The organism is Methanoculleus sp. UBA374 (assembly GCA_002508705.1).
GTDB classification, from domain to species: Archaea; Halobacteriota; Methanomicrobia; order Methanomicrobiales; family Methanoculleaceae; genus Methanoculleus; species Methanoculleus palmolei.
Window position 1 is genome coordinate 1 of sequence record DAYL01000017.1, and the last position, 18,526, is coordinate 18,526.

16 protein-coding genes and 1 pseudogene are annotated in these 18,526 nt (G+C 60.5%); 9 read left to right on the forward strand and 8 right to left on the reverse strand.

The window, feature by feature from the left end; all coding sequences use genetic code 11:
• Positions 1–201: 201 nt before the first annotated feature.
• From BRA42_RS04495 to BRA42_RS04515, 5 genes and pseudogenes are all read left to right on the forward strand, one after another.
• A pseudogene (locus BRA42_RS04495) lies at positions 202–417 on the forward strand (PKD domain-containing protein); the annotation flags it as partial.
• Positions 418–441: 24 nt separating this feature from the next.
• On the forward strand, positions 442–1,068 hold the full coding sequence (locus tag BRA42_RS04500) for a hypothetical protein (protein WP_342685805.1): 627 nt from the start codon (positions 442–444) through the stop codon (positions 1,066–1,068).
• A 27-nt stretch (positions 1,069–1,095) separates the two neighbouring features.
• Positions 1,096–2,058: an RDD family protein gene (locus BRA42_RS04505; RefSeq protein WP_342770312.1), complete on the forward strand. Its 963-nt coding sequence runs from the start codon at positions 1,096–1,098 to the stop codon at positions 2,056–2,058.
• A gap of 182 nt (positions 2,059–2,240) precedes the next feature.
• Entirely contained in the window at positions 2,241–3,884 is a 1,644-nt protein-coding gene (gene ilvD, locus BRA42_RS04510) for a dihydroxy-acid dehydratase (RefSeq protein WP_292406267.1), read from the forward strand.
• A gap of 346 nt (positions 3,885–4,230) precedes the next feature.
• Positions 4,231–4,812 carry a carbonic anhydrase gene (locus BRA42_RS04515; RefSeq protein ID WP_292406265.1) on the forward strand — a complete coding sequence of 194 codons (582 nt, stop codon included), beginning with the start codon at positions 4,231–4,233 and terminating at the stop codon, positions 4,810–4,812.
• Here BRA42_RS04515 and BRA42_RS04520 read toward each other — a convergent pair.
• A complete protein-coding gene (locus BRA42_RS04520) occupies positions 4,809–5,153 on the reverse strand; it encodes a hypothetical protein (protein WP_292406262.1) in 345 nt (114 codons plus the stop codon). The two genes, BRA42_RS04515 and BRA42_RS04520, sit on opposite strands and share 4 nt — an antisense overlap.
• 3 nt (positions 5,154–5,156) lie before the next feature.
• Positions 5,157–6,038, reverse strand: a complete 882-nt coding sequence (locus BRA42_RS04525) for a flavodoxin family protein (RefSeq protein WP_292406259.1) — start codon at positions 6,036–6,038, stop codon at positions 5,157–5,159.
• A gap of 164 nt (positions 6,039–6,202) precedes the next feature.
• On the opposite strand from BRA42_RS04525, the gene carA reads away from it, so the two are divergent.
• Positions 6,203–7,258: a glutamine-hydrolyzing carbamoyl-phosphate synthase small subunit gene (gene carA / locus BRA42_RS04530; RefSeq protein ID WP_292409085.1), complete on the forward strand. Its 1,056-nt coding sequence runs from the start codon at positions 6,203–6,205 to the stop codon at positions 7,256–7,258.
• Positions 7,258–10,428: a carbamoyl-phosphate synthase large subunit gene (gene carB, locus BRA42_RS04535; protein ID WP_292409083.1), complete on the forward strand. Its 3,171-nt coding sequence runs from the start codon at positions 7,258–7,260 to the stop codon at positions 10,426–10,428. Before carA ends, carB begins: the two co-directional genes overlap by 1 nt.
• Positions 10,429–10,598: 170 nt before the next feature.
• On the opposite strand, the gene BRA42_RS14485 is transcribed toward carB, so the two are convergent.
• From BRA42_RS14485 to BRA42_RS04550, 5 genes are all read right to left on the reverse strand, one after another.
• Positions 10,599–10,742 (reverse strand): zinc ribbon domain-containing protein, encoded by a 144-nt coding sequence (locus BRA42_RS14485; RefSeq protein ID WP_394339218.1) that lies wholly within the window; start codon positions 10,740–10,742, stop codon positions 10,599–10,601.
• Between the two features lie 117 nt (positions 10,743–10,859).
• Positions 10,860–11,081, reverse strand: coding sequence for a helix-turn-helix domain-containing protein (locus BRA42_RS14490; RefSeq protein WP_394339220.1), 222 nt, complete (start codon positions 11,079–11,081; stop codon positions 10,860–10,862).
• Between the two features lie 108 nt (positions 11,082–11,189).
• Positions 11,190–12,065, reverse strand: coding sequence for a glycine betaine ABC transporter substrate-binding protein (locus tag BRA42_RS04540; protein WP_292409081.1), 876 nt, complete (start codon positions 12,063–12,065; stop codon positions 11,190–11,192).
• 342 nt (positions 12,066–12,407) lie between these two features.
• Complete coding sequence (locus BRA42_RS04545) at positions 12,408–13,250, reverse strand: ABC transporter permease (RefSeq protein WP_292409079.1); 843 nt, start codon at positions 13,248–13,250, stop codon at positions 12,408–12,410.
• Positions 13,237–14,496 (reverse strand): quaternary amine ABC transporter ATP-binding protein, encoded by a 1,260-nt coding sequence (locus BRA42_RS04550; RefSeq protein WP_292409077.1) that lies wholly within the window; start codon positions 14,494–14,496, stop codon positions 13,237–13,239. Before BRA42_RS04550 ends, BRA42_RS04545 begins: the two co-directional genes overlap by 14 nt.
• Positions 14,497–14,932: 436 nt before the next feature.
• Between BRA42_RS04550 and BRA42_RS04555 the strand changes: the two genes are divergently transcribed.
• Positions 14,933–16,120 carry an argininosuccinate synthase gene (locus BRA42_RS04555; RefSeq protein ID WP_292409075.1) on the forward strand — a complete coding sequence of 396 codons (1,188 nt, stop codon included), beginning with the start codon at positions 14,933–14,935 and terminating at the stop codon, positions 16,118–16,120.
• Between the two features lie 8 nt (positions 16,121–16,128).
• Here the strand turns inward: BRA42_RS04555 and BRA42_RS04560 are convergent, their stop codons facing one another.
• A complete protein-coding gene (locus BRA42_RS04560; protein WP_292409073.1) occupies positions 16,129–16,533 on the reverse strand; it encodes a pyridoxamine 5'-phosphate oxidase family protein in 405 nt (134 codons plus the stop codon).
• A 490-nt stretch (positions 16,534–17,023) separates the two neighbouring features.
• Here BRA42_RS04560 and BRA42_RS04565 point away from each other — a divergent pair, with 490 nt between their 5' ends.
• A complete protein-coding gene (locus BRA42_RS04565) occupies positions 17,024–18,520 on the forward strand; it encodes a methanogenesis marker 14 protein (RefSeq protein ID WP_292409071.1) in 1,497 nt (498 codons plus the stop codon).
• Positions 18,521–18,526 lie beyond the last annotated feature (6 nt).

Below are 18,526 nucleotides of genomic sequence, written 5' to 3' on the forward strand. Positions count from 1 at the left end.
GCACTCACGCGACAATGCCTGAATCGCAGAATCGGGGACCTCGAAACCCTCCGGGTCGAGACAAAACACTGGGAAACAGACAGGAACACCCGGCAAAAAGAGGTAGATTGGCAGTTTACGACGGCGGAGGCAAGGGTGAAACTCAAGAGACTATACCCGCAAATTAAGATGAAATAGTCCACTAGTGTTCCTGTCCCCGTTGCAAACTTTACTGCGAATGTAACGAGCGGTCAGATACCTCTTGCGGTTTCTTTCACGGATAGTTCGTCAAACCTGCCTGACAGGTGGTATTGGGACTTCGGAGATGGCACCAACTCGACAATACAGAATCCAACTCATGTTTACACAGCAGCTGGCAACTATACAGTTAGCCTGAACGTCAGTAATGCCAATGGTAGTGATGTCAGAAGTTATTCAGATTATATTACCGCGATGCGGCCGGTGCAGAATCACGACATCGTTGTTATTTTGAAAGACAGCGAAGGAAACGGTTTGGTGGGCGGAGACGTATCCTACTATGCAAACGGCTGGAAAGCCTTCGGCACGACGGACTCCAACGGGACTGCAGCCATGGACCTCCTCCCTGGCACCTATACGTTCCGGATGAACTATGCAGGGGCATCGGAAAACCTGCAGCAGGACCTCAACGTCAACCCTACAGTGACGTTCCAGACCAGGAATGTATCAGTTTACCTTGTAGATAGCAACGGAGAGGCGCTCGATCCCGGTTTGGTCAAATATTATGCAAATGGCTGGAAATCATTCGGCGTGACATCGAATGGGACTGTTGCGAAGGAGTTGTTGCCAGGCCAGTTCACATTGAGTATGACGTATGCAGGAGGATCGACATCCAAAAGCCAGGATGTCTCCGTTAATCCTTCTATTACATTTCAGACAGGGCAGGTCGTCTCGTTATCCGGAAATTGCACCCATTACTATGCCGATGGCTGGAGAGCATTTACTCAGGGGATCGAACTAATTCCTGGTCATTACGAATTCCGCTATACCAATGGTCTCCCTGGTGCGGGTTACGACATTTTTTCAGGAGCTGTGAACACAATCCAATAATGATTTTTCACGACATGTGGCAAGGAGATGGAACCGCACAGAATTTTCAGAAAAAAGGTGAGAGTTGAAATGGGATCGGATGGAAACGGTGAAGGGAGCCGCGCAGGGTTTATCGATCGGCTCCTAGCGTTTATTCTCGATATGATTATCGTTTACGGGATCAGTCTCCCCGTGATCACAATTCTGGTGCCGATCGTATATCCTCTCTTCCCCGGTCTCTTCGCCATATTGATAACTCCGTTTCCATCGATGCTTTTGAATGTCCTGTTTCAGTGGATTGAAATCCTCCTTGTCATCCTCTGCTGCTATAGTGCAATTCTGGAGGGTTCTTCCTTTCGGGGAACGTTCGGGAAAATGTTCTTCGGTCTGTCGGTCACCGATAGTTCAGGAAACCGGATATCACGCGCCAGGGCCTGCATCAGGGGACTGGCAAAGATCCCTTCATTTTTAGCGCTCGGCATCGGCTGCTTCGTCATTCTGTTTACGAAGAACAAGCAGGGACTGCATGATATTCTTGCGGGAACGTACGTGACCCATATTCCGGAAAAAGAAGCTCGTCCGAATGCCAGAACAATTGCAGTCGCTGTGGTGGTCTTTACCTGTATATTCATAGCATGTTTTCCGGTCATATTTATGGGCGTATTGCCGGCAGTGGTAAAAATAACCGATCCCGACTTCGGAAAGACCACCATACAGGGGGATGCCGATGTATCGGTGAATAAGATCAGCGACGATCGGATCGATGTGGTATTTTCAGGCGGATCGGATGCGGAGTACTGTACGAACCTGCACGTCGTTGTCACCGACGATTCCGGCACTACGAAGGATTACTGGCTGGTGGCGTCGCAGTTTAACACCCATCCGATCCCTCTCAATTCCAGTCTCGTCATCAACGGTTCGTTTCACGGAACGACCCGCGTTATGGTGTATGTCTTTTTTACCGAGGGAGCATCGACACTGTCAAACCTGGTATTCGACCGGAGGCTGTAAAACTGCGATTTAGCATATATTCGCGTTCCCCGATTCGCAGCGCTCCCGGAGAACGGGCGAACAACCGGCAGGCGCCGGTCAGTTCACCCCCCGTGCCCTGCCGACGACGCCCGCACCGATCTGGTGCAGAGAGATCTTATACGGGCGCACGTCTCACGTAACTCTCAACGGAATGATAGCAAATGCGGAGTGAGACGGTTAAGAAAGGCTACCAGCGTGCCCCGAACCGGGCGCTGCTCAGGTCGCTCGGCGTGACCGACCGGGAGATGGACCAGCCCTTCATCGGTATAGCGAACGCGTACAACACCATCGTCCCCGGGCACATCCACCTCCGGTCCCTCTCGCAGAAGGTGCAGGAAGGCGTCGCGGCCGCAGGCGGCGTGGCGTTCGAGTTCGGGACCATCGGCATCTGCGACGGGATTGCGATGGGCCACGAGGGGATGCGGTATTCCCTTCCCTCGCGGGAGAACATCGCCGACTCCATCGAGTTGATGGTCGAAGCGCACCGGTTCGACGGTCTGGTCTGCATCGGCACCTGCGACAAGATCGTCCCGGGGATGCTCATGGCGGCGGTGCGGTGCAACATCCCGACGATCGTCGTCACCGGCGGCCCGATGCTCCCCGGCTACGCGGCGGGCCGCGAACTCTCCCTGATCGACGTCTTCGAGGGTGTGGGCCGCGTCGCCGCCGGCACGATGAGCGAAGCGGAACTCGGGGAACTGGAGTGCGCCGCGATGCCCGGGTGCGGGAGCTGCCAGGGACTCTACACCGCAAACACCATGGCGTGCGTAACCGAGGCGCTGGGCCTCTCCCTCCCCGGGTGCGCCGCCATCCCTGCGGTCGACGCGGCAAAACTCCGTATAGCCCGGGAGAGCGGGGAGCGAGCCGTAGGTCTCGTCCGTGAGGGGGTCCGCCCGCGGGATATCGTCACCCCGACAAGCCTCGCAAACGCGATAAGGGTGGACATGGCGCTCGGAGGGTCGACGAACACGGTGCTCCACCTGATGGCCGTCGCCCGGGAGGCGGGTGTCCCCCTCGACCTTGCGACCTTCAACGCCGTCGCCGAAGAGACCCCGCACATCTGCCATATGCAGCCCGGCGGACCGCACTCGATGCTCGCCCTCCACCGGGCAGGAGGCATCCCCGCGGTCCTCGCGATGCTTGAGCGCTACCTTGACGACGCCCCGACGGTATCGGGCCGCTCGATCCTTGAGATCGCGAGAGACGCACGGGTCGCCGACCCGGACGTGATCCGGACGGCCGACGCCCCGGTCAGCCCCGCCGGCGGCCTGAAAATCGTGCGCGGCTCCCTCGCCCCCGACGGCGCCGTCGTCAAGTGCGCCGCGGTCCCGGCGGCGATGTGGCGGCACCGGGGTCCGGCACGGGTCTTCGACGGGGAAGCAGACGCGATGAAAGCGCTCCTCAACCGCGAGGTCGAAGAAGGCGACGTCGTCGTGATCCGCTACGAAGGGCCCCGGGGAGGGCCCGGGATGCCCGAGATGCTCTCGCCGACATCGGCACTGATGGGCCTCGGCTACACCAGGGTCGCCCTGGTGACCGACGGGCGTTTCTCGGGCGGCACCCGGGGGCCGTGCATCGGGCATGTCGCCCCCGAGGCCGCGGTCGGCGGACCGATCGCCCTCGTGGAGGACGGCGACGAGATCGTGGTCGACCTTTACGCCAAACGCCTCGACCTCGCCGTCGACCCGGCAACCCTGGAGGAGCGGCGGCGGGGCTGGAAGCCTCCGGTGCGCCTCCTGGCGGGCGTGCTCGCCCGATACGCGGAGACCGTCGAGCAGGCAAACCTCGGCGCCGTCCTGAGGTGACCCCTTTTTTCCAACCGCCGGAACCTGCCCCTCTCACGGGGGAGCGCATACTCCCCACCGAAGGTAGGGGTCCCGGCCAGGGGACATCTCGTTAATAGATCGATAAAGTTAACCAGATTTTATCGGGCCACGTGACGCATCCAATACCCCGCACCCCCGCTCAGGGCATTATCGTACAGGGATGCTGCGGCGCATCCGGCACCATAACGGGCTGGAACGCCTTTCTCTTTTCCGATTCGCTATCCCGCAACATCCAGCTGTATATATTTTTAAACCCCTGAACGCAACCCCACTTTCAGGCGCACCCGTCCCGAACGGTCGCCCGCAATCGCCTACGGAGTTTATGATGATAGAAAAATTTCTTGAGGGGAACAAACGCTTCCGGGAGGAAGATTTTGCAAAGGACCCTGAACATTACGGCCCGCTTGCGTCAAGTCAGCACCCGGTGGTTCTCTGGATAGGGTGCTCCGACTCGCGTGTGGACCCGGAGCGCATCACCGGTGCAAAGGCCGGGGAGATCTTCGTCCAGCGCAACATCGGCAACATCGTCCCGGTTCACGACTGGAACTTCGCGACCGTGCTTGAATACGCGCTCAACCACCTCAAGGTCGGGGATATCGTCATCTGCGGGCACTCGGACTGCGGCGCCATAAAGGGCCTCGATCACGAGAGCACGGATGCATACGTCCCACTCTGGCTCAACAACGCAATGGAGGCGAAACGCCGCATTGATACCCGGGTCCCGGTGCCGAAAACCCCCGAGGAAGAGAAGATACGGCGGCGGCTCATCGAGATCGAGAACGTCGGCCTGCAGCTTGAGCACCTCCGCACCTACCCGCCGGTCAAGGCTGCAGAAAAAGAAGGGCAGGTCCGGCTCCATGGCCTGTACTTCGACCTTGCAACCGGAGAATTGAAGAAAATAATCTAGGATTCTTCCAGAGCATAATCGATCTCTTCTTTTATCAGGTCAAGCGAGACCCTCCCGATCGATGTAAGTCTGCCGTTGACGAGGACGATCGGGATCGGAGGGTGACGCTCCTCGATGATCTTCCTGATATGGTCGGGCACCTCCTCGTCGATCAGGGTCGTCCTCACCTCGACCTTATCGCCGTATACGGCGAGCAACTCGTCGCGCAGGGCGCCGATGGCGTCCATCAGGCTATTCGAAGGATAGCATGTCTCAAGGCCGCATGACCTCGTTTCGTCGCAGGGGAACGGACCGCATTCCGATTCTTCAAGGCCGACAATCTCAACAGTCACTTCTGCCATGCATCATCGATGGGAGAGTCGGGATATATTATCCTTCGTCTCCAGAAGCACCGTGCGCACCGCCGCCCGGACGTTGTCTTCGCACCCCTCAATCGTCCCGACATCCCGCGCCCGGTCAAGACCGCCGATCAGCACCGGCCGGGCAGGGCGGATGCCCAGGTTCTCCATGAACATCTCGACCACGCAGGTTACGCAGGCAAACGGCCCCGCTCCCGACCGGCCCGCGACCGCGACGAGCAGGCCCCGGGCGTGCACTTCCTTTCCCAGCACCTTCTCCCGGGCGTGAAGCCACTGGCAGCGGTCCATCACCGCTTTCAGGCCTGCCGGAACGGTCCCGGTATAGACCGGGGTGCAGACGACGAGGACAGAAGCGGATTCAAGGGCCCGGATGACCCCGGGCATATCGTCGTCCACCGGGCAGTAACCGTCGTTATAGCAGGCGTAGCAGCCGATACACGCCCGGATATCCATCTCCTGCAGGAAGAAGACCCGGGAGGAAAAGCCAGTCCGGGCCGCCTCGTCGTCGCACCACGCCGCAATCTTCGCGGAGTTCCCGAACCGCCGCGGGCTCCCCTGGAGGATGACGACATCGGCCGGGCCGCCGCCCGGGAGCGGGCGGGTAAAGAGGCGGGGGCGGATGTAGGTCCCGGACCGGGACGCCACGTCGTGCGCGAGCCGGGAGAAGACGATCTCCGCCACCTTCCGGGCGTCGAAAAGGGAGCCCGGGGGCACCTCGTAAGAGTTGACGGCGTAGGTGTAGACCATTTCGGTGCCGCGGAGGACCTCGACCCTGTACCGGACCATGCCCGGATAGATGGTTCCCAGGTCATCGAAAACGAGCCTGACGGTAAACGTCCCGTCAGGCGTCTCAATCAATCGGATCATCTCTGCCGCGCCCTCACCCCGCGCGTCACCTGGCGCTCAGCCGCCTTCAATATTTCGGGTTGACAAAGCCTGCTTTTCCGGAGTTTTCGGCAGGGTTACAGAGGCAAACGCGCGGTCCGTCATTACCGTTAATAAGGAATCTGATCCACATGATATGGTAATTCATGAAGGCGGTTCTGGGTCTTGAAGACGGAACATTTGTTGTAGGGGATGGTTTTGGCGTTGAAGGGACCTGTTCCGGCGAACTCGTCTTTTCCACGCAGATGACCGGTTACATGGAGGCATTGACGGACCCCAGTTATGCCGGGCAGATTTTGATGTTCACGTATCCTCTCATCGGAAACTATGGTGTAGACCTGAAAAATTTTGAGAGTCCAAAGGTGCACGCGCAAGGTTGTGTCGTGCGCGAGGTCTCCCGCACACCCACGACGCAACCCTCGGTTGCAGACTTTTTTGAAGAAAACGGTCTTTTCGGGATATCGGGCGTCGATACGCGCAGCCTGACGATAAAAACCCGGACGGTCGGAACGCTCCGGGCATCCCTCATCGTCGGCACCACCGACGGAGAAGAAGCGGTCAGACGCGCCCGGGCGGTCACCCCGATCACCGGCACTGACCTTATCGGGAACGTCTCCTGCACTGAGCCCTACCGGATCAGCGGGCCCGGAAAAAGGATAGCCGTCATCGACCTCGGCGTCAAACGGCACATTCTCGAAAGCCTCAGCCACCGTGGAGCCGATATCCATGTCTTCCCGCACACCGCCACGCCGGACGACGTGATGGCGGCAGAGCCCGACGCACTCTTCGTCACCAACGGCCCCGGCGACCCGAGGAGGGCGACCCATGCCATCCGGTGCGTCCGGGACCTCGCCGGCGAGATGCCGGTTATCGGCATCTGCATGGGCATTCAGGTAGCCGCCCTCGCGCTCGGCGCCGAGACCTACAAGATGAAGTTCGGCCACCGGGGAACGAACCAGCCGGTCCGCTACCGGGACGGGAGCATCTACATCACGACACAGAACCACGGTTTTGCGGTAGACGAAGAAACCCTGCCCGAGGGGTGCGTCGTCTCGTACCGGAACGTAAACGACGGGACGGTCGAGGGATTCGACAACGGAGACCTCAACATAACCTGCGTCCAGTTCCACCCGGAGGCGCACGGCGGCCCCCGGGATACGGAGATGCACTTCTTTGACCGTATCTATAAGGAGATCCCATAATGCCGAAGAAATCTTACATCAAGAAGGTCCTCATCATCGGTTCCGGGCCCATCCAGATCGGGCAGGCCGCTGAGTTCGACTTTTCAGGATCGCAGGCCTGTCGTGCCCTCCGGGAAGAGGGTGTCGAGGTCGTCCTCGTCAACTCGAACCCCGCGACGATCCAGACCGACCCCGATACCGCGGACATCATCTACATCGAGCCCCTGAAAGCCGAGATCATTGCAAAGATCATCAGGAAGGAGAAGCCGGACGGTATCCTGAGCGGCATGGGCGGCCAGACCGGCCTCAATATGACGGCGGAACTCGCGGAGATGGGTGCGCTGGAGGGCGTGGAGATCCTCGGCACCCCGCTTGAGGCGATCTACCGGGGAGAAGACCGGGAGCAGTTCCGGGACCTGATGAACGCCATCGGCGAGCCCGTCCCCCGGAGCATGATCCTCGAGAACATGAATCAGATCGACGAGGCGATCCGGGAGGTCGGCCTCCCGGTGATCATCCGGCCGGCGTATACCCTGGGCGGTTCGGGTGGCGGCGTGGCGCATACGCCCGAAGAGATGCGGCGGATCATCGAGATCGGTCTTGCCCGCTCCCGTATTCATCAGGTGCTGGTCGAGGAGAGCGTCGCAGGGTGGAAAGAGATCGAGTTCGAGGTGATGCGGGACGCGTCCGACACCTGCATCATCGTCTGCGGTATGGAGAACGTCGACCCGATGGGCATCCACACCGGCGAGAGCGTCGTCGTTGCGCCCATCCTCACCCTGCGGGACGACGAGTTCCAGACGCTCCGGAGCGCTGCGATAAGGATCATCCGTGCGCTCGGCGTCCAGGGCGGGTGCAACATCCAGTTCGCCTACAAGGACGGCGACTACCGGGTCATCGAGGTGAACCCCCGGGTCTCCCGCTCCTCCGCACTCGCGTCCAAGGCGACCGGCTACCCGATAGCCCGGGTGGCGGCAAAAATTGCAATCGGGCTCCGGCTCGATGAGATCATGAACACCGTGACCGGCGTCACTCCGGCCTCGTTCGAGCCCGCCATCGACTACGTGGTGGTGAAGGTGCCGCGGTGGCCTTTCGACAAGTTCAAATCCGCAGACCGGACGCTCACCACGGCGATGAAGAGCACCGGCGAGGTGATGGCAATCGGGCGGACGGTCGAGGAGGCGTTCAAGAAAGCGCTCCGGTCGCTCGATAACGATATGCAGCGACACACGAACCCGAACGAGATCAGGATGATCCTCACGTCCCCGACGGACGAGCGGTTCGGGTGCCTCTTCGACGCCTTCCGGGAGGGGTTCACGGTCAAGGAGGTTGCCGAACTCACGGCCATCACGCCGTTCTTCCTTGAGAAGATCAAGGATGTCGTGGACCTGGAACGGAAACTCGGGACCGCCTTTGCGCCGGGAGACGTCATGGCCGCAAAGCGCTACGGCTTCTCGAACGAGGAACTGCAGACGCTGACGGGAAGATCGGCCGATGAGATCGAGGCCCTCTCCGGGACGCCGACCTACAAGATGGTGGATACCTGCGCCGCAGAGTTCCCGGCCACCACGCCCTACTTTTACTCAACCTGGGAGGATGGGTGCGAGCTCTCCCGGGACGGCGCCAAGAAAGTCCTGATCCTCGGTTCCGGGCCGATCCGGATCGGGCAGGGGATCGAGTTCGACTACTGCACCGTCCATGCGGTGATGGCGCTCCGCGAGGAGGAGGGGATCGAGGTCCATATCGTCAACAACAATCCCGAGACGGTCTCGACCGATGCCGACACCTCCGACCGGCTCTTCTTCGAGCCGATGCAACTTGAGGACGTCACGAACATCCTCAGGAAGGACGACTACTACGGCGTCATGGTCCAATTCGGCGGCCAGAACTCGGTGAACCTGGCCGTGCCCCTGGAGGCGGAGATCAAGCGTCTCGGCCTGCCGACGAAGATCCTCGGTACGTCTCCCGACGCCATGGACGTGGCTGAAGACCGCGACCGGTTCAGCAGGCTTCTTTCCCGGCTCGGCATCCCGAGCCCGTCGAACTCCTCCGCCCATTCGGAGGAAGAGGCGCGGGAGAAAGCCAGGGAGATCGGCTACCCGGTGCTGGTCCGACCGTCCTACGTCCTCGGCGGACGGGCGATGGAACTCGTTCACGACGAGACCGAACTGGAAAGTTACATCAAAGAGGCCGTCCGGGTGAGCAGGAAACACCCGGTGCTGATCGACTCGTTCCTCCAGAGCGCGGTCGAGATCGATGTCGACGCGGTCTCGGACGGGACGGACGTCCTGATCGGCGGGATCATGGAGCATATCGAGTGGGCCGGAGTCCACTCCGGCGACTCGGCCTGCGTCATCCCGTCGCAGTCTCTCTCGCCCTCGGTTATCGCGCGGGTGCGCGATTACACGAAGAAGATCGCTCTCGGCCTCGGAGTTGTGGGGCTGATCAACATTCAGTATGCCGTCCGAAACGACGTCGTCTACGTCCTGGAGGCGAACCCGCGTGCGAGCCGGACCGTGCCGTTCGTCGCGAAGGCGACCGGCATCGCGCTCGCGAAGATCGCGGCGAAGGTGATGGTCGGCAGGAAAATCGCCGACATGGATGTTGCCGAGCGGGAGATCGGGCACGTCGCGGTGAAAGAGGTGCTCCTCCCGTTCAATAAACTCCCCGGCGTGGACACCGTGCTCGGGCCGGAGATGAAGAGCACCGGCGAGGTGATGGGCATCGACTACGACTTCGGCCGTGCCTACTATAAGGCAAGCACCGCCGCAGACAACACCCTGCCGACGACCGGAAACATCTTCATATCGGTGACGGACGAGCAGAAGGAAGAGCTCCTGCCGATTGCACAAAAACTCCGGGAACTCGGTCTCTCGCTCTACGGCACGAGCGGGACGGTCGACTACCTCACCCAGAACGGCATCGAGGCGAACCTGGTGCGAAAGGTCCAGGAAGGGTCCCCGAACGTCATCGACATCATGCGTTCCGGAGGGATTCAGTTGATTATCAACACCCCGGCGGACAAGGCGTCCCGGCAAGACCACATCCAGATCATGCGGGCCGCCGTCGATTACGGCATTCCCTACATCACCACGCTCCAGGCCGCCCGGGCGGCAGCGATGGCGATCGCTGCCATCAAGCGCGAGGAGATCACCCTCGAACCGCTCCAGCACTACATCGGGGCTGCGTGAACTACCCCACCCTAACGGGTGGGGCTTCCTGCGAGTATCCTTGGATCATAGGGATCTTCGGACCTGTTTGTCGCAGATTACCGGCGAACTGCCGATAGCCCGTCCACAGGGCATGTTGTGATAGGAACTGCACCATGATGTTGACCGCACTGTTCCGGTCTCTGTCGATGCTAGTTCCCGCATTCACAGTCCATAACTCGTTTCCGGAGCGGCATATCGTGAACCGCTCCGCAGACACAGCAGGTCTTCGTCGTGTCCCGTTCATCGATTGGTATTACTCTCTTACCTGCAAGAGCTGCCTTGTAGGTTACCAATCCAATGAACCGTGAGAGGTGGCCCGCGTTCCGGGCGGAGCGGTTGAGTCCGGGAGTGGCCTGCTGAACATACCCGATATACTGCGTATCGGGCCGCTCCTTGTTCTCTTGATAGTTCTAGTTTCGCTCGGCAAGAGCAAAGTTGTAGAGTAACCGGCACTTCTCGGAGAGATGCCAGAGCACATCGGCCTGAACGGGTGTGACCGGAATCTTGATCTTTGTGGCATGTGCATCGGAAACTCTCCTGCAGGTTCTCTCGTGAAGGATATGCGGTTCTTTGTCATAAAGAAGAGCCGTGCGCGGGGTGAAAGTGAACGAACGACAGGACACCGCTCCCATCCCCCAGCTTGCGCAGGGAGTCTTCCCGCTCTGCCCCGAGAGCCCCCCGCATAACCTTTTTGTTCGGGCGGCGGCCGCCGCCGGCAAACCCGTGGGAAAAAGAGTGGTTCAGGCTTCTCCGAGCCAGGCCCTGACCTTCTCGGGGTTGGCGGCGATCCATGCCTTCGCAGCCTCCTCTTCGGGCATGCCGTTCTCGATATCGGTCATGACCGATGAGATGTCTTCACCGGTCCACTCAAACCGGGTCAGGATGCCGTAGGCCTCCGGGTCGTCGGTCGCGAGATCCGCCCGTGCGAGAGTCACGATATCCTCGGCCCCGCCGTAGACGCCACGGGGGTCTTCGAGGAACTTGAGATCGTAGCGGCCGAACTTCCAGTGCGGCGACCATCCCGTCACCACGACCCAGTCCTCGTGGTTGATGGCGGATGCGAGTTCCGCTGCCATTCCAGCGCTGCTGCTTGCAACCAGGTCGTAATCGAGGTCATACTCCTCGATAGCCTGCTCGGTCCGGGTCATGATTCCGGCCCCCGGCTCGATGCCGACGATCCTGCCGCCGAACCGGTCGGCGACGCCGTTCATCTCCTCAATCGAGTCGATAGTCACGTAGGTGGGGACCACGAGTCCGATACGCGCCGCCCCGGGGATATTTTTATTGACGTAATCGATCTGGTCGCCGTACTGCTCCCAGTAGTGTTCATGCGTGTGCGGGAGCCAGCCGGTCGTCGTGAAGTCGACATCGCCGCGGGCAAGCGCCTGGAAGAGCGGTCCTGCGTCGACCGCAACCAGGGTGACCTCGTATCCGGCCTCCTCAAAGACCTGCTTCATCACGTTGGTGCTGGCGATGGCGCAGTCCCAGGTGACGTAGCCGATGCTGATCGTCTTTGCGGGTTCGGTTCCTTGCGTACCGATGCAGCCGGCAGAGAAGAGGCAGAGCGCTATAACGATACCTACCGGTATGAGGGGGTTTCCATTCTGTCGAATCATCTGTTCACCTTGTCGTTTTGCCGCGAGATCGCGGTAAATGGCATTCAGAGCCCGGCTATGTGGGGTTCCGGGCTCTCACAAACTGTCCGGGACGCCACATGAGGGATCAGACCGGACATCGGGCAGAGGCGGCGGTATATGCCGCTCCTGGCGTGTTTGCACCCCAGGGCAAAAGGGTCAGATATTGACCGCTTCAACATGGGTCCCAACATTATTTATGGTTTACGGACCCTGTTTGGCAAACAGAGCCTTAAATGGACCAGATTTTAAAGGACCTGCAATTTCCTCTGTACGCCGGCTTTTCGCTATGTACAGGGCTGACCGGCCCGGGACCCGGAGGGGTCACTGGCTCTCGTGCTGCGGCACAATGTTTTGCGTTATTCGGTCCAGAATGATCGCGATGATCACAATGGCAAGCCCGGCCTCAAATCCCATGCCGATATCCACCCGCTGGATGCCCACAAGCACCTGGTAACCGAGCCCCCCCGCCCCGATCATCGATGCGATGACGGTCATCGAGAGGGCGAGCATGATACACTGGTTCACCCCCGCCATGATGGTGGGAAGGGCGACCGGGATCTGCACTTTGAACAGTTTCTGGCGGGGCGTGGCGCCGAAAGCGTCCGCCACCTCGATCAACTCCCGGGGCACCTGCCGGATCCCGAGATTGGTGAGGCGCAGCGCCGGCGGCATCGCAAAGACGACCGTTGCAATGATGCCCGGAACGCTCCCGAGCCCGAAGAAGATCACCGCCGGGATGAGGTAAACAAACGAGGGCATGGTCTGCATGAAATCGAGGACGGGCCGGAGAGCGGCGTTCAGCGGCTCGCTGCCCGCGGCGCCGATCCCGACCGGGATCGCTACTGCGAGCGCGAGAATGGTCGAGACGGTGACGAGTGCAAGGGTGAGCATTGCGGGGTCCCAGAGCCCGAGGCTCCAGACCAGCAGCAGGCCAAGCGCGGTGAACACCGCCAGTCCGGCGTTGTGCCGGGTGACGAACCAGACCAGCATGCTCGCGAGGAAGACCAGGACAGGTGCCGGGACGGCGAACAGGATATCCTGAAACCCGTCCACAAGGAACTGCAGTCCTTCACCGAAGCCGTCAAGCAGCCAGCCGAGGTGTTTCTCGATCCAGGCCACGAGCACCTCGACGGCCTCCCCCACGGGAAGTTCAGGCGGTTGCATGGTTCCCCCCCTCTTTTCGCGCCAGAGCGGCGAGGATGGCGCCGCGTGAGATCACTCCCTCGAGCCTGCCTGTATCGTCCGTCACCGCCACCGGATAGGGGCTCTCGACGATCAGCGCGATGATATCGCCAAGCGACGCATCGGGGGGAACCGTCGAGACGTCGGTGAGGAGGATATCCGCCATCTCTTTTCCCTCCCTGACGGCACCTGCAGCGTCGTCGAGCGTCACCAGCCCGCGGAGCAGGCGCTGGCGGGTGACCACGAATATCCGGGTAATATCGTACTCCTCCATGAGGTGCAGGGCCACCCTCGGTCCCGCGGTGCACCGGGCAACCGGCTCGGGGCGGCGCATCACGTCGCTTGCCGAGAGGACCCGTGTCAGGTCCACGTCGGCGACGAACTTTTCGACGTAGGCGTTTTTCGGGTTCGTCAGGATCTCCTCCGGCGTGCCGATCTGCACGATCTCACCGTCCTTCATCAGGGCGATGCGGTCGCCGAGTTTTAAGGCTTCGTCGAGGTCGTGGGTGACGAAGATGATCGTCTTACCGAGCCGCTGCTGGAGGTCCAGCAGCTCGTCCTGCATCTCCCTCCTGATGAGCGGATCGAGAGCGCTGAACGCCTCGTCCATCAGGAGCACTTCCAGATCGCTCGTGAGCGCACGGGCAAGTCCGACCCGCTGCTTCATGCCTCCGGAAAGGTGGGAGGGCATGCTCGCCCCGTAACCGTCGAGCCCCACCATCCTGAGCATCTCTTCGGCTTTTTTGCGGCGTTCCGCCTCCGGGACGCCCTGGATCTCAAGGCCGAAGGCGACGTTCTCGAGGACCGTCCGGTGAGGGAGAAGGGCAAAGTTCTGAAAGATCATGCCCAGTTTGCGCCTCCGGATCGCCCGCAGTTCCTCATGGCTCATTCTGACGACATCTTCGCCGTCGATCCGTATTTCACCCTCGGTTGGGTCGATAAGCCGGTTAATGCAGCGCAAAAGCGTCGATTTTCCGCTCCCGGAAAGTCCCATCAGGACGAAGGTCTCCCCCGGCATAACCTCGAAAGAGACGTTGTTGAGGGCGAGTGTCGCGCCGATTTTTTCATGGATCTCCTGCTTTGAGCAGCCGGAACGACGAAGGTCCAGCGCTTTCCCGGGGTCCGGTCCGAATACTTTTGTCAGACCTTTCACCCTGACGATCGGTTGTAATGATGTTACGTTTTCTACGGGCAACTTCTCAAAAATAACAGAACCCTCCAGCGTCACGATTTCTATTTTATCTGTTTTATAATTACTGTTTTTGAAAAAAGGCAGATATTGTGGGCAATTTTTGTTTTTCCGACATTTTGCAATGCTTTCAGGGATAGATGCGACTTGTGCCGCTTATCCTGTAATTTATCGTCAATTCGCCGATTATGCCCCGTATGCTGCCCATTTTTTCGGCTTTGTTGAAACCCCGCTCCGGTCCCCTCCTCCCGGCCTGTCACTGCGCACTGAAGGAGGCCGGCATCGTGCGGCCCCATTAAGATGGGCGCCACGCACCCACGCATCCCCCGGCCTCCGGAAATACCGGGGACGGGTCCGGTTCCCCCGGTTCTCCTGTCCATACCAGTTCTTTTAATTGGGTAAAAGGTCATATCAATGTAGATTGTACTCCGGACTGTCCGTGAGACAGGAACCAGGAATGCGGAGATCAGTAACCATGGATAAGAGAAAAGTCGTCCTAGCATTTTCGGGAGGTCTCGACACCTCCGTCTGTATCCCCCTCCTGCGCGAGCACTACGGGTTTGACGAGATCGTCACCGTTGCCGTTGACGTGGGCCAACCCGAGGAGGAGATCGCCCGGGCAACCGAAAAGGGCCGGCTGCTTGCAGACAAACACTACACCATCGATGCGAAGGAGAAGTTTGTCACCGACTGCATCTTCCCCTCGATCAAGGCGAACGGGTCCTACGAGGGTTACCCGATGGGTACGGCGCTTGCCCGCCCGCTGATCGCTGAAGAGATCGTGAAGGTTGCAGAGCAGGAAGGCGCTTCAACGATCGCGCACGGGTGTACCGGGAAAGGAAACGACCAGCTCCGGTTCGACTTCATCTTTCGATCCGCCGGGTATGATATCGTCGCACCGATGCGTGAGATGAACCTGACCCGCGAGTGGGAGATCTGCTACGCTCAGGACCACAACGTCCCGGTGAGCGCGGCGAAGGACAAGCCCTACAGCATCGATGAGAACTTCTGGAGCCGGAGCATCGAAGGCGGCAACCTTGAAGACCCGGCCTTCCACCCGCCTGAGGATATCTATGCCTGGACGGTGTCGCCGAGGGACGCCCCCGACGCCGTGGAGGAGGTCCGGATCGAGTTTGAGAAAGGGGTCCCGGTCGCCCTCAACGAAGAGAGGCTCCCCGGCATCACCCTGATCCGGGAACTGAACCGGATCGCCGGGCGGAACGGTGTGGGCCGCAACGACATGATCGAGGATCGGATCCTCGGCCTGAAGGCCCGTGAGAATTACGAGCACCCGGCCGCAACGGTCCTGCTCGCGGCGCACCGCGACCTGGAGCATCTCGTCCTCACGCGCTCCGAACTCGCGTTCAAGCGTATCGTCGACGATAAGTGGTCCGAACTCGCCTATATGGGGCTTGTGCACGAACCGCTCTTCTACGCCTTAAACGCCTTCATCGACAGGACACAGGAGCGGGCGAGCGGCGGCGTAGACCTGGGCCTCTACAAGGGCGGCCTCTCGGTCCTCGGCCGGAGCTCGGACCTCGCGATCTACTCGGACGACCTCGTATCCTTCGACTCAACGACAATCGACCAGAACCACGCCGTCGGGTTCTCGAACTACTTCGGACTGCAGGCGCGCCTCTGTCAGAACCTCAAGAAGCGCTGAAGGGGTGCCTAGAGCACCTTCTTCCCCGCCTCTTTTCCCGGCGTGCACTCGAAGACGTCGGTGATCTTGATGATGACGAGCGACTTCGCCGGGAACCTGTCGTTCTTTGCTTTCACGCGGTCGCGGAACTTTTCGTACTCGGGACCGGACGTCCGGATCTCCGTCGAGCCCTTTATCTGGAAGCAGCGCTTGGAATCCGGGTCGTAGAAGTAGAGGGCCGCGATCGGGTTCTCCTTGAGGTTTTCAAGCGTTTTTACCATGTAGTTGTCCATGATCCAGACGGTGTCGTCGTCGACAAGGTGTATCGATGCCATCGGCGCCACGTTCGGGACGCCGCCTTTTGAGGCGGTGGCCATCGGCATGATTCGGGTTTTGTTAAATATCTCTTTAATTTCACCTGAAAGCGCAACCATACGATTCACCCCTCCCGGGGAGTGGAACGGACGCAACGCTCCGTCGCTGCCCGTCCGATAACGGGGTATCCGTGCTCTGTATATATAAGATCGATGTCCTCTCGGACGGCTAACGGCATGCGCCCGACCCGTCCCTGATCGACGCCAACGGTGACGCCCGCCGCGAGCAGCGACGGCAGCCTCGGCCTGATCGGGCGCGCCGCCATCTCGGTGCGGTCTACAGGGGAACCGGGCTTCCGGGCGGGTTCTCCTCCCTCCGGCCGCGGGCGGCACCGCCGATATCCGCGACGCGGTGCAGGCGATCCTCAACAACGGCACCCGCATCCGCTCCATGGAGACCTGTCCGAATCGACGAAAACCTTCATCGGTCCAGCGCATCGCCACGCCGAACCTGGAAAAATGGTCACATGACGGCCGCCCCTCTCTCCATGCTCCGGGCATCCGCCGCGGTATGGAAAAATATAAGCAGACAGACGGGGAAAAGACTATTATGTGTGCCCGCTTTTTGGAGCGTTTTTTTAAACCCACGCCGCATATCGTCGAGAGTCCGCCGCCGCCGTCGATCTCCCACGGAGCAGGCGCGGGCGTTCCCGAGTATCGGGCGAAGCCCTATTTTATCGTAGCGTCCGTCGAGATGGGCAATACCACCACGAAGTGCATCCTGACCGGCACCAACCTCGAAACAGGCAGGTCCTACGTCATCAACAAGACCGTGACCATGAGCCGCGACGTCCGGCAGCCATTACCGGGCGAGACGGTCTTCGGGGCAACCCTGGACGGCACGGAACTGACACGGGAGTCGGTCACGGAACTGGTGCGCGACACCCTGATCCGGTGCCACAAAGACGCCCACCTCAGCATCAAGGACGACCTGGACTTTGTCGTCAGGAGCACCGGCGTCGTGGCGGCGATGGACTCTCCCGACCAGGTCGGCGACTTCATCATCGCTCTCGCCAACGGCTGCCTCGAAGCCGGCGTCCCCCCGCGAAAGATGACGCCGCCGATGTCTATCGACAACCTCCCCCCTAAACTCCGGCAGTTCTCGTTTGCCGACCGGGTGGTCTTCATCGGCGCGGTTGCCGGTGTCGTGCCGCCGGTCGGGTGTACCGGCGTCGAGATGGTGGCGAACGAGATGGAGGGAGAACTTGCGATGGCGGGCATCAAGGAAGGCGCCAAGTGGACGCCGGTCGACTTCCGGAACCCCTGTATATCCATCGACTTCGGGACCACGCTCGACGGCCGGATCACGAGCGATGTCGCCCCGGATGAGCCGAACCCGTTCGCTCAAACAACCGGAAACTTCTGCGGGCTTGCAGGCGCCATACCGGATGCAATCGTCCGGGGCACCGGGCTTGTGAAGGGCCGGACGGGAACAGCCCTCGACCTCTTCGGCGACCATAGTATCAAGGGCGCGTTCGGGGGCAGAAAGCGCTCCGTCGTTGACGACTACGTCGACCGGTGTCATGAACACATCGATATCAGGATCGTCCCCCCGGATCGGACGAAGTTCGGGCGGGTCCCGGTCTGCGCCGACGTTGCCGATAAATCAGGCGTCGCCCTCATCGGGTGCGACTGCGGCGTCAACGGCAGCGAGATGCCGGCACTTGAGGAGATCGGACACGAGATCTATGAGAAACACGGTATGGGCATGCTGACCGAGGTCGTCGACCGGGTCTGCGCAAAAATGGCGCTCAGGCTCATCGACATCGCCGTCGAGAGGGGGATGGTCCCGCCGAACTCGTCAATCGGGTTCACCGGGCGGGCGGCGATCTCGGGGAGGAAACCCGAGTACATCCTCGAGGGCATCACCGAGCGGAGCCTCTACGACACGCCGAACGACCACCTGGTCTTTGTGGACGACGGCCTTGCCCGGGGAGCCGCACTGATGGGCCGGTGCATGAACTCGCTCGGCAAACCCAAAGCCCCGCTCGGCGGGGTGCGGGGAGGGCCATGTATTATGTCCCGCCGGATCAAAATAGGGAAGTAGGAGTTG

Coding starts and splice junctions, on each gene's coding strand:
- BRA42_RS04515 (WP_292406265.1), top strand. CDS start 4,231: ATGATAGAAAAATTTCTTGAGGGGAACAAACGCTTCCGGGAGGAAGAT.
- BRA42_RS04565 (WP_292409071.1), top strand. CDS start 17,024: ATGTGTGCCCGCTTTTTGGAGCGTTTTTTTAAACCCACGCCGCATATC.
- carA (WP_292409085.1), top strand. CDS start 6,203: ATGAAGGCGGTTCTGGGTCTTGAAGACGGAACATTTGTTGTAGGGGAT.
- ilvD (WP_292406267.1), top strand. CDS start 2,241: ATGCGGAGTGAGACGGTTAAGAAAGGCTACCAGCGTGCCCCGAACCGG.
- BRA42_RS04560 (WP_292409073.1), bottom strand. CDS start 16,533: ATGGTTGCGCTTTCAGGTGAAATTAAAGAGATATTTAACAAAACCCGA.
- BRA42_RS04555 (WP_292409075.1), top strand. CDS start 14,933: ATGGATAAGAGAAAAGTCGTCCTAGCATTTTCGGGAGGTCTCGACACC.
- BRA42_RS04505 (WP_342770312.1), top strand. CDS start 1,096: ATGGAACCGCACAGAATTTTCAGAAAAAAGGTGAGAGTTGAAATGGGA.
- BRA42_RS04520 (WP_292406262.1), bottom strand. CDS start 5,153: ATGGCAGAAGTGACTGTTGAGATTGTCGGCCTTGAAGAATCGGAATGC.
- BRA42_RS04525 (WP_292406259.1), bottom strand. CDS start 6,038: ATGATCCGATTGATTGAGACGCCTGACGGGACGTTTACCGTCAGGCTC.
- BRA42_RS04540 (WP_292409081.1), bottom strand. CDS start 12,065: ATGATTCGACAGAATGGAAACCCCCTCATACCGGTAGGTATCGTTATA.
- BRA42_RS14490 (WP_394339220.1), bottom strand. CDS start 11,081: ATGGGAGCGGTGTCCTGTCGTTCGTTCACTTTCACCCCGCGCACGGCT.
- BRA42_RS04545 (WP_292409079.1), bottom strand. CDS start 13,250: ATGCAACCGCCTGAACTTCCCGTGGGGGAGGCCGTCGAGGTGCTCGTG.
- carB (WP_292409083.1), top strand. CDS start 7,258: ATGCCGAAGAAATCTTACATCAAGAAGGTCCTCATCATCGGTTCCGGG.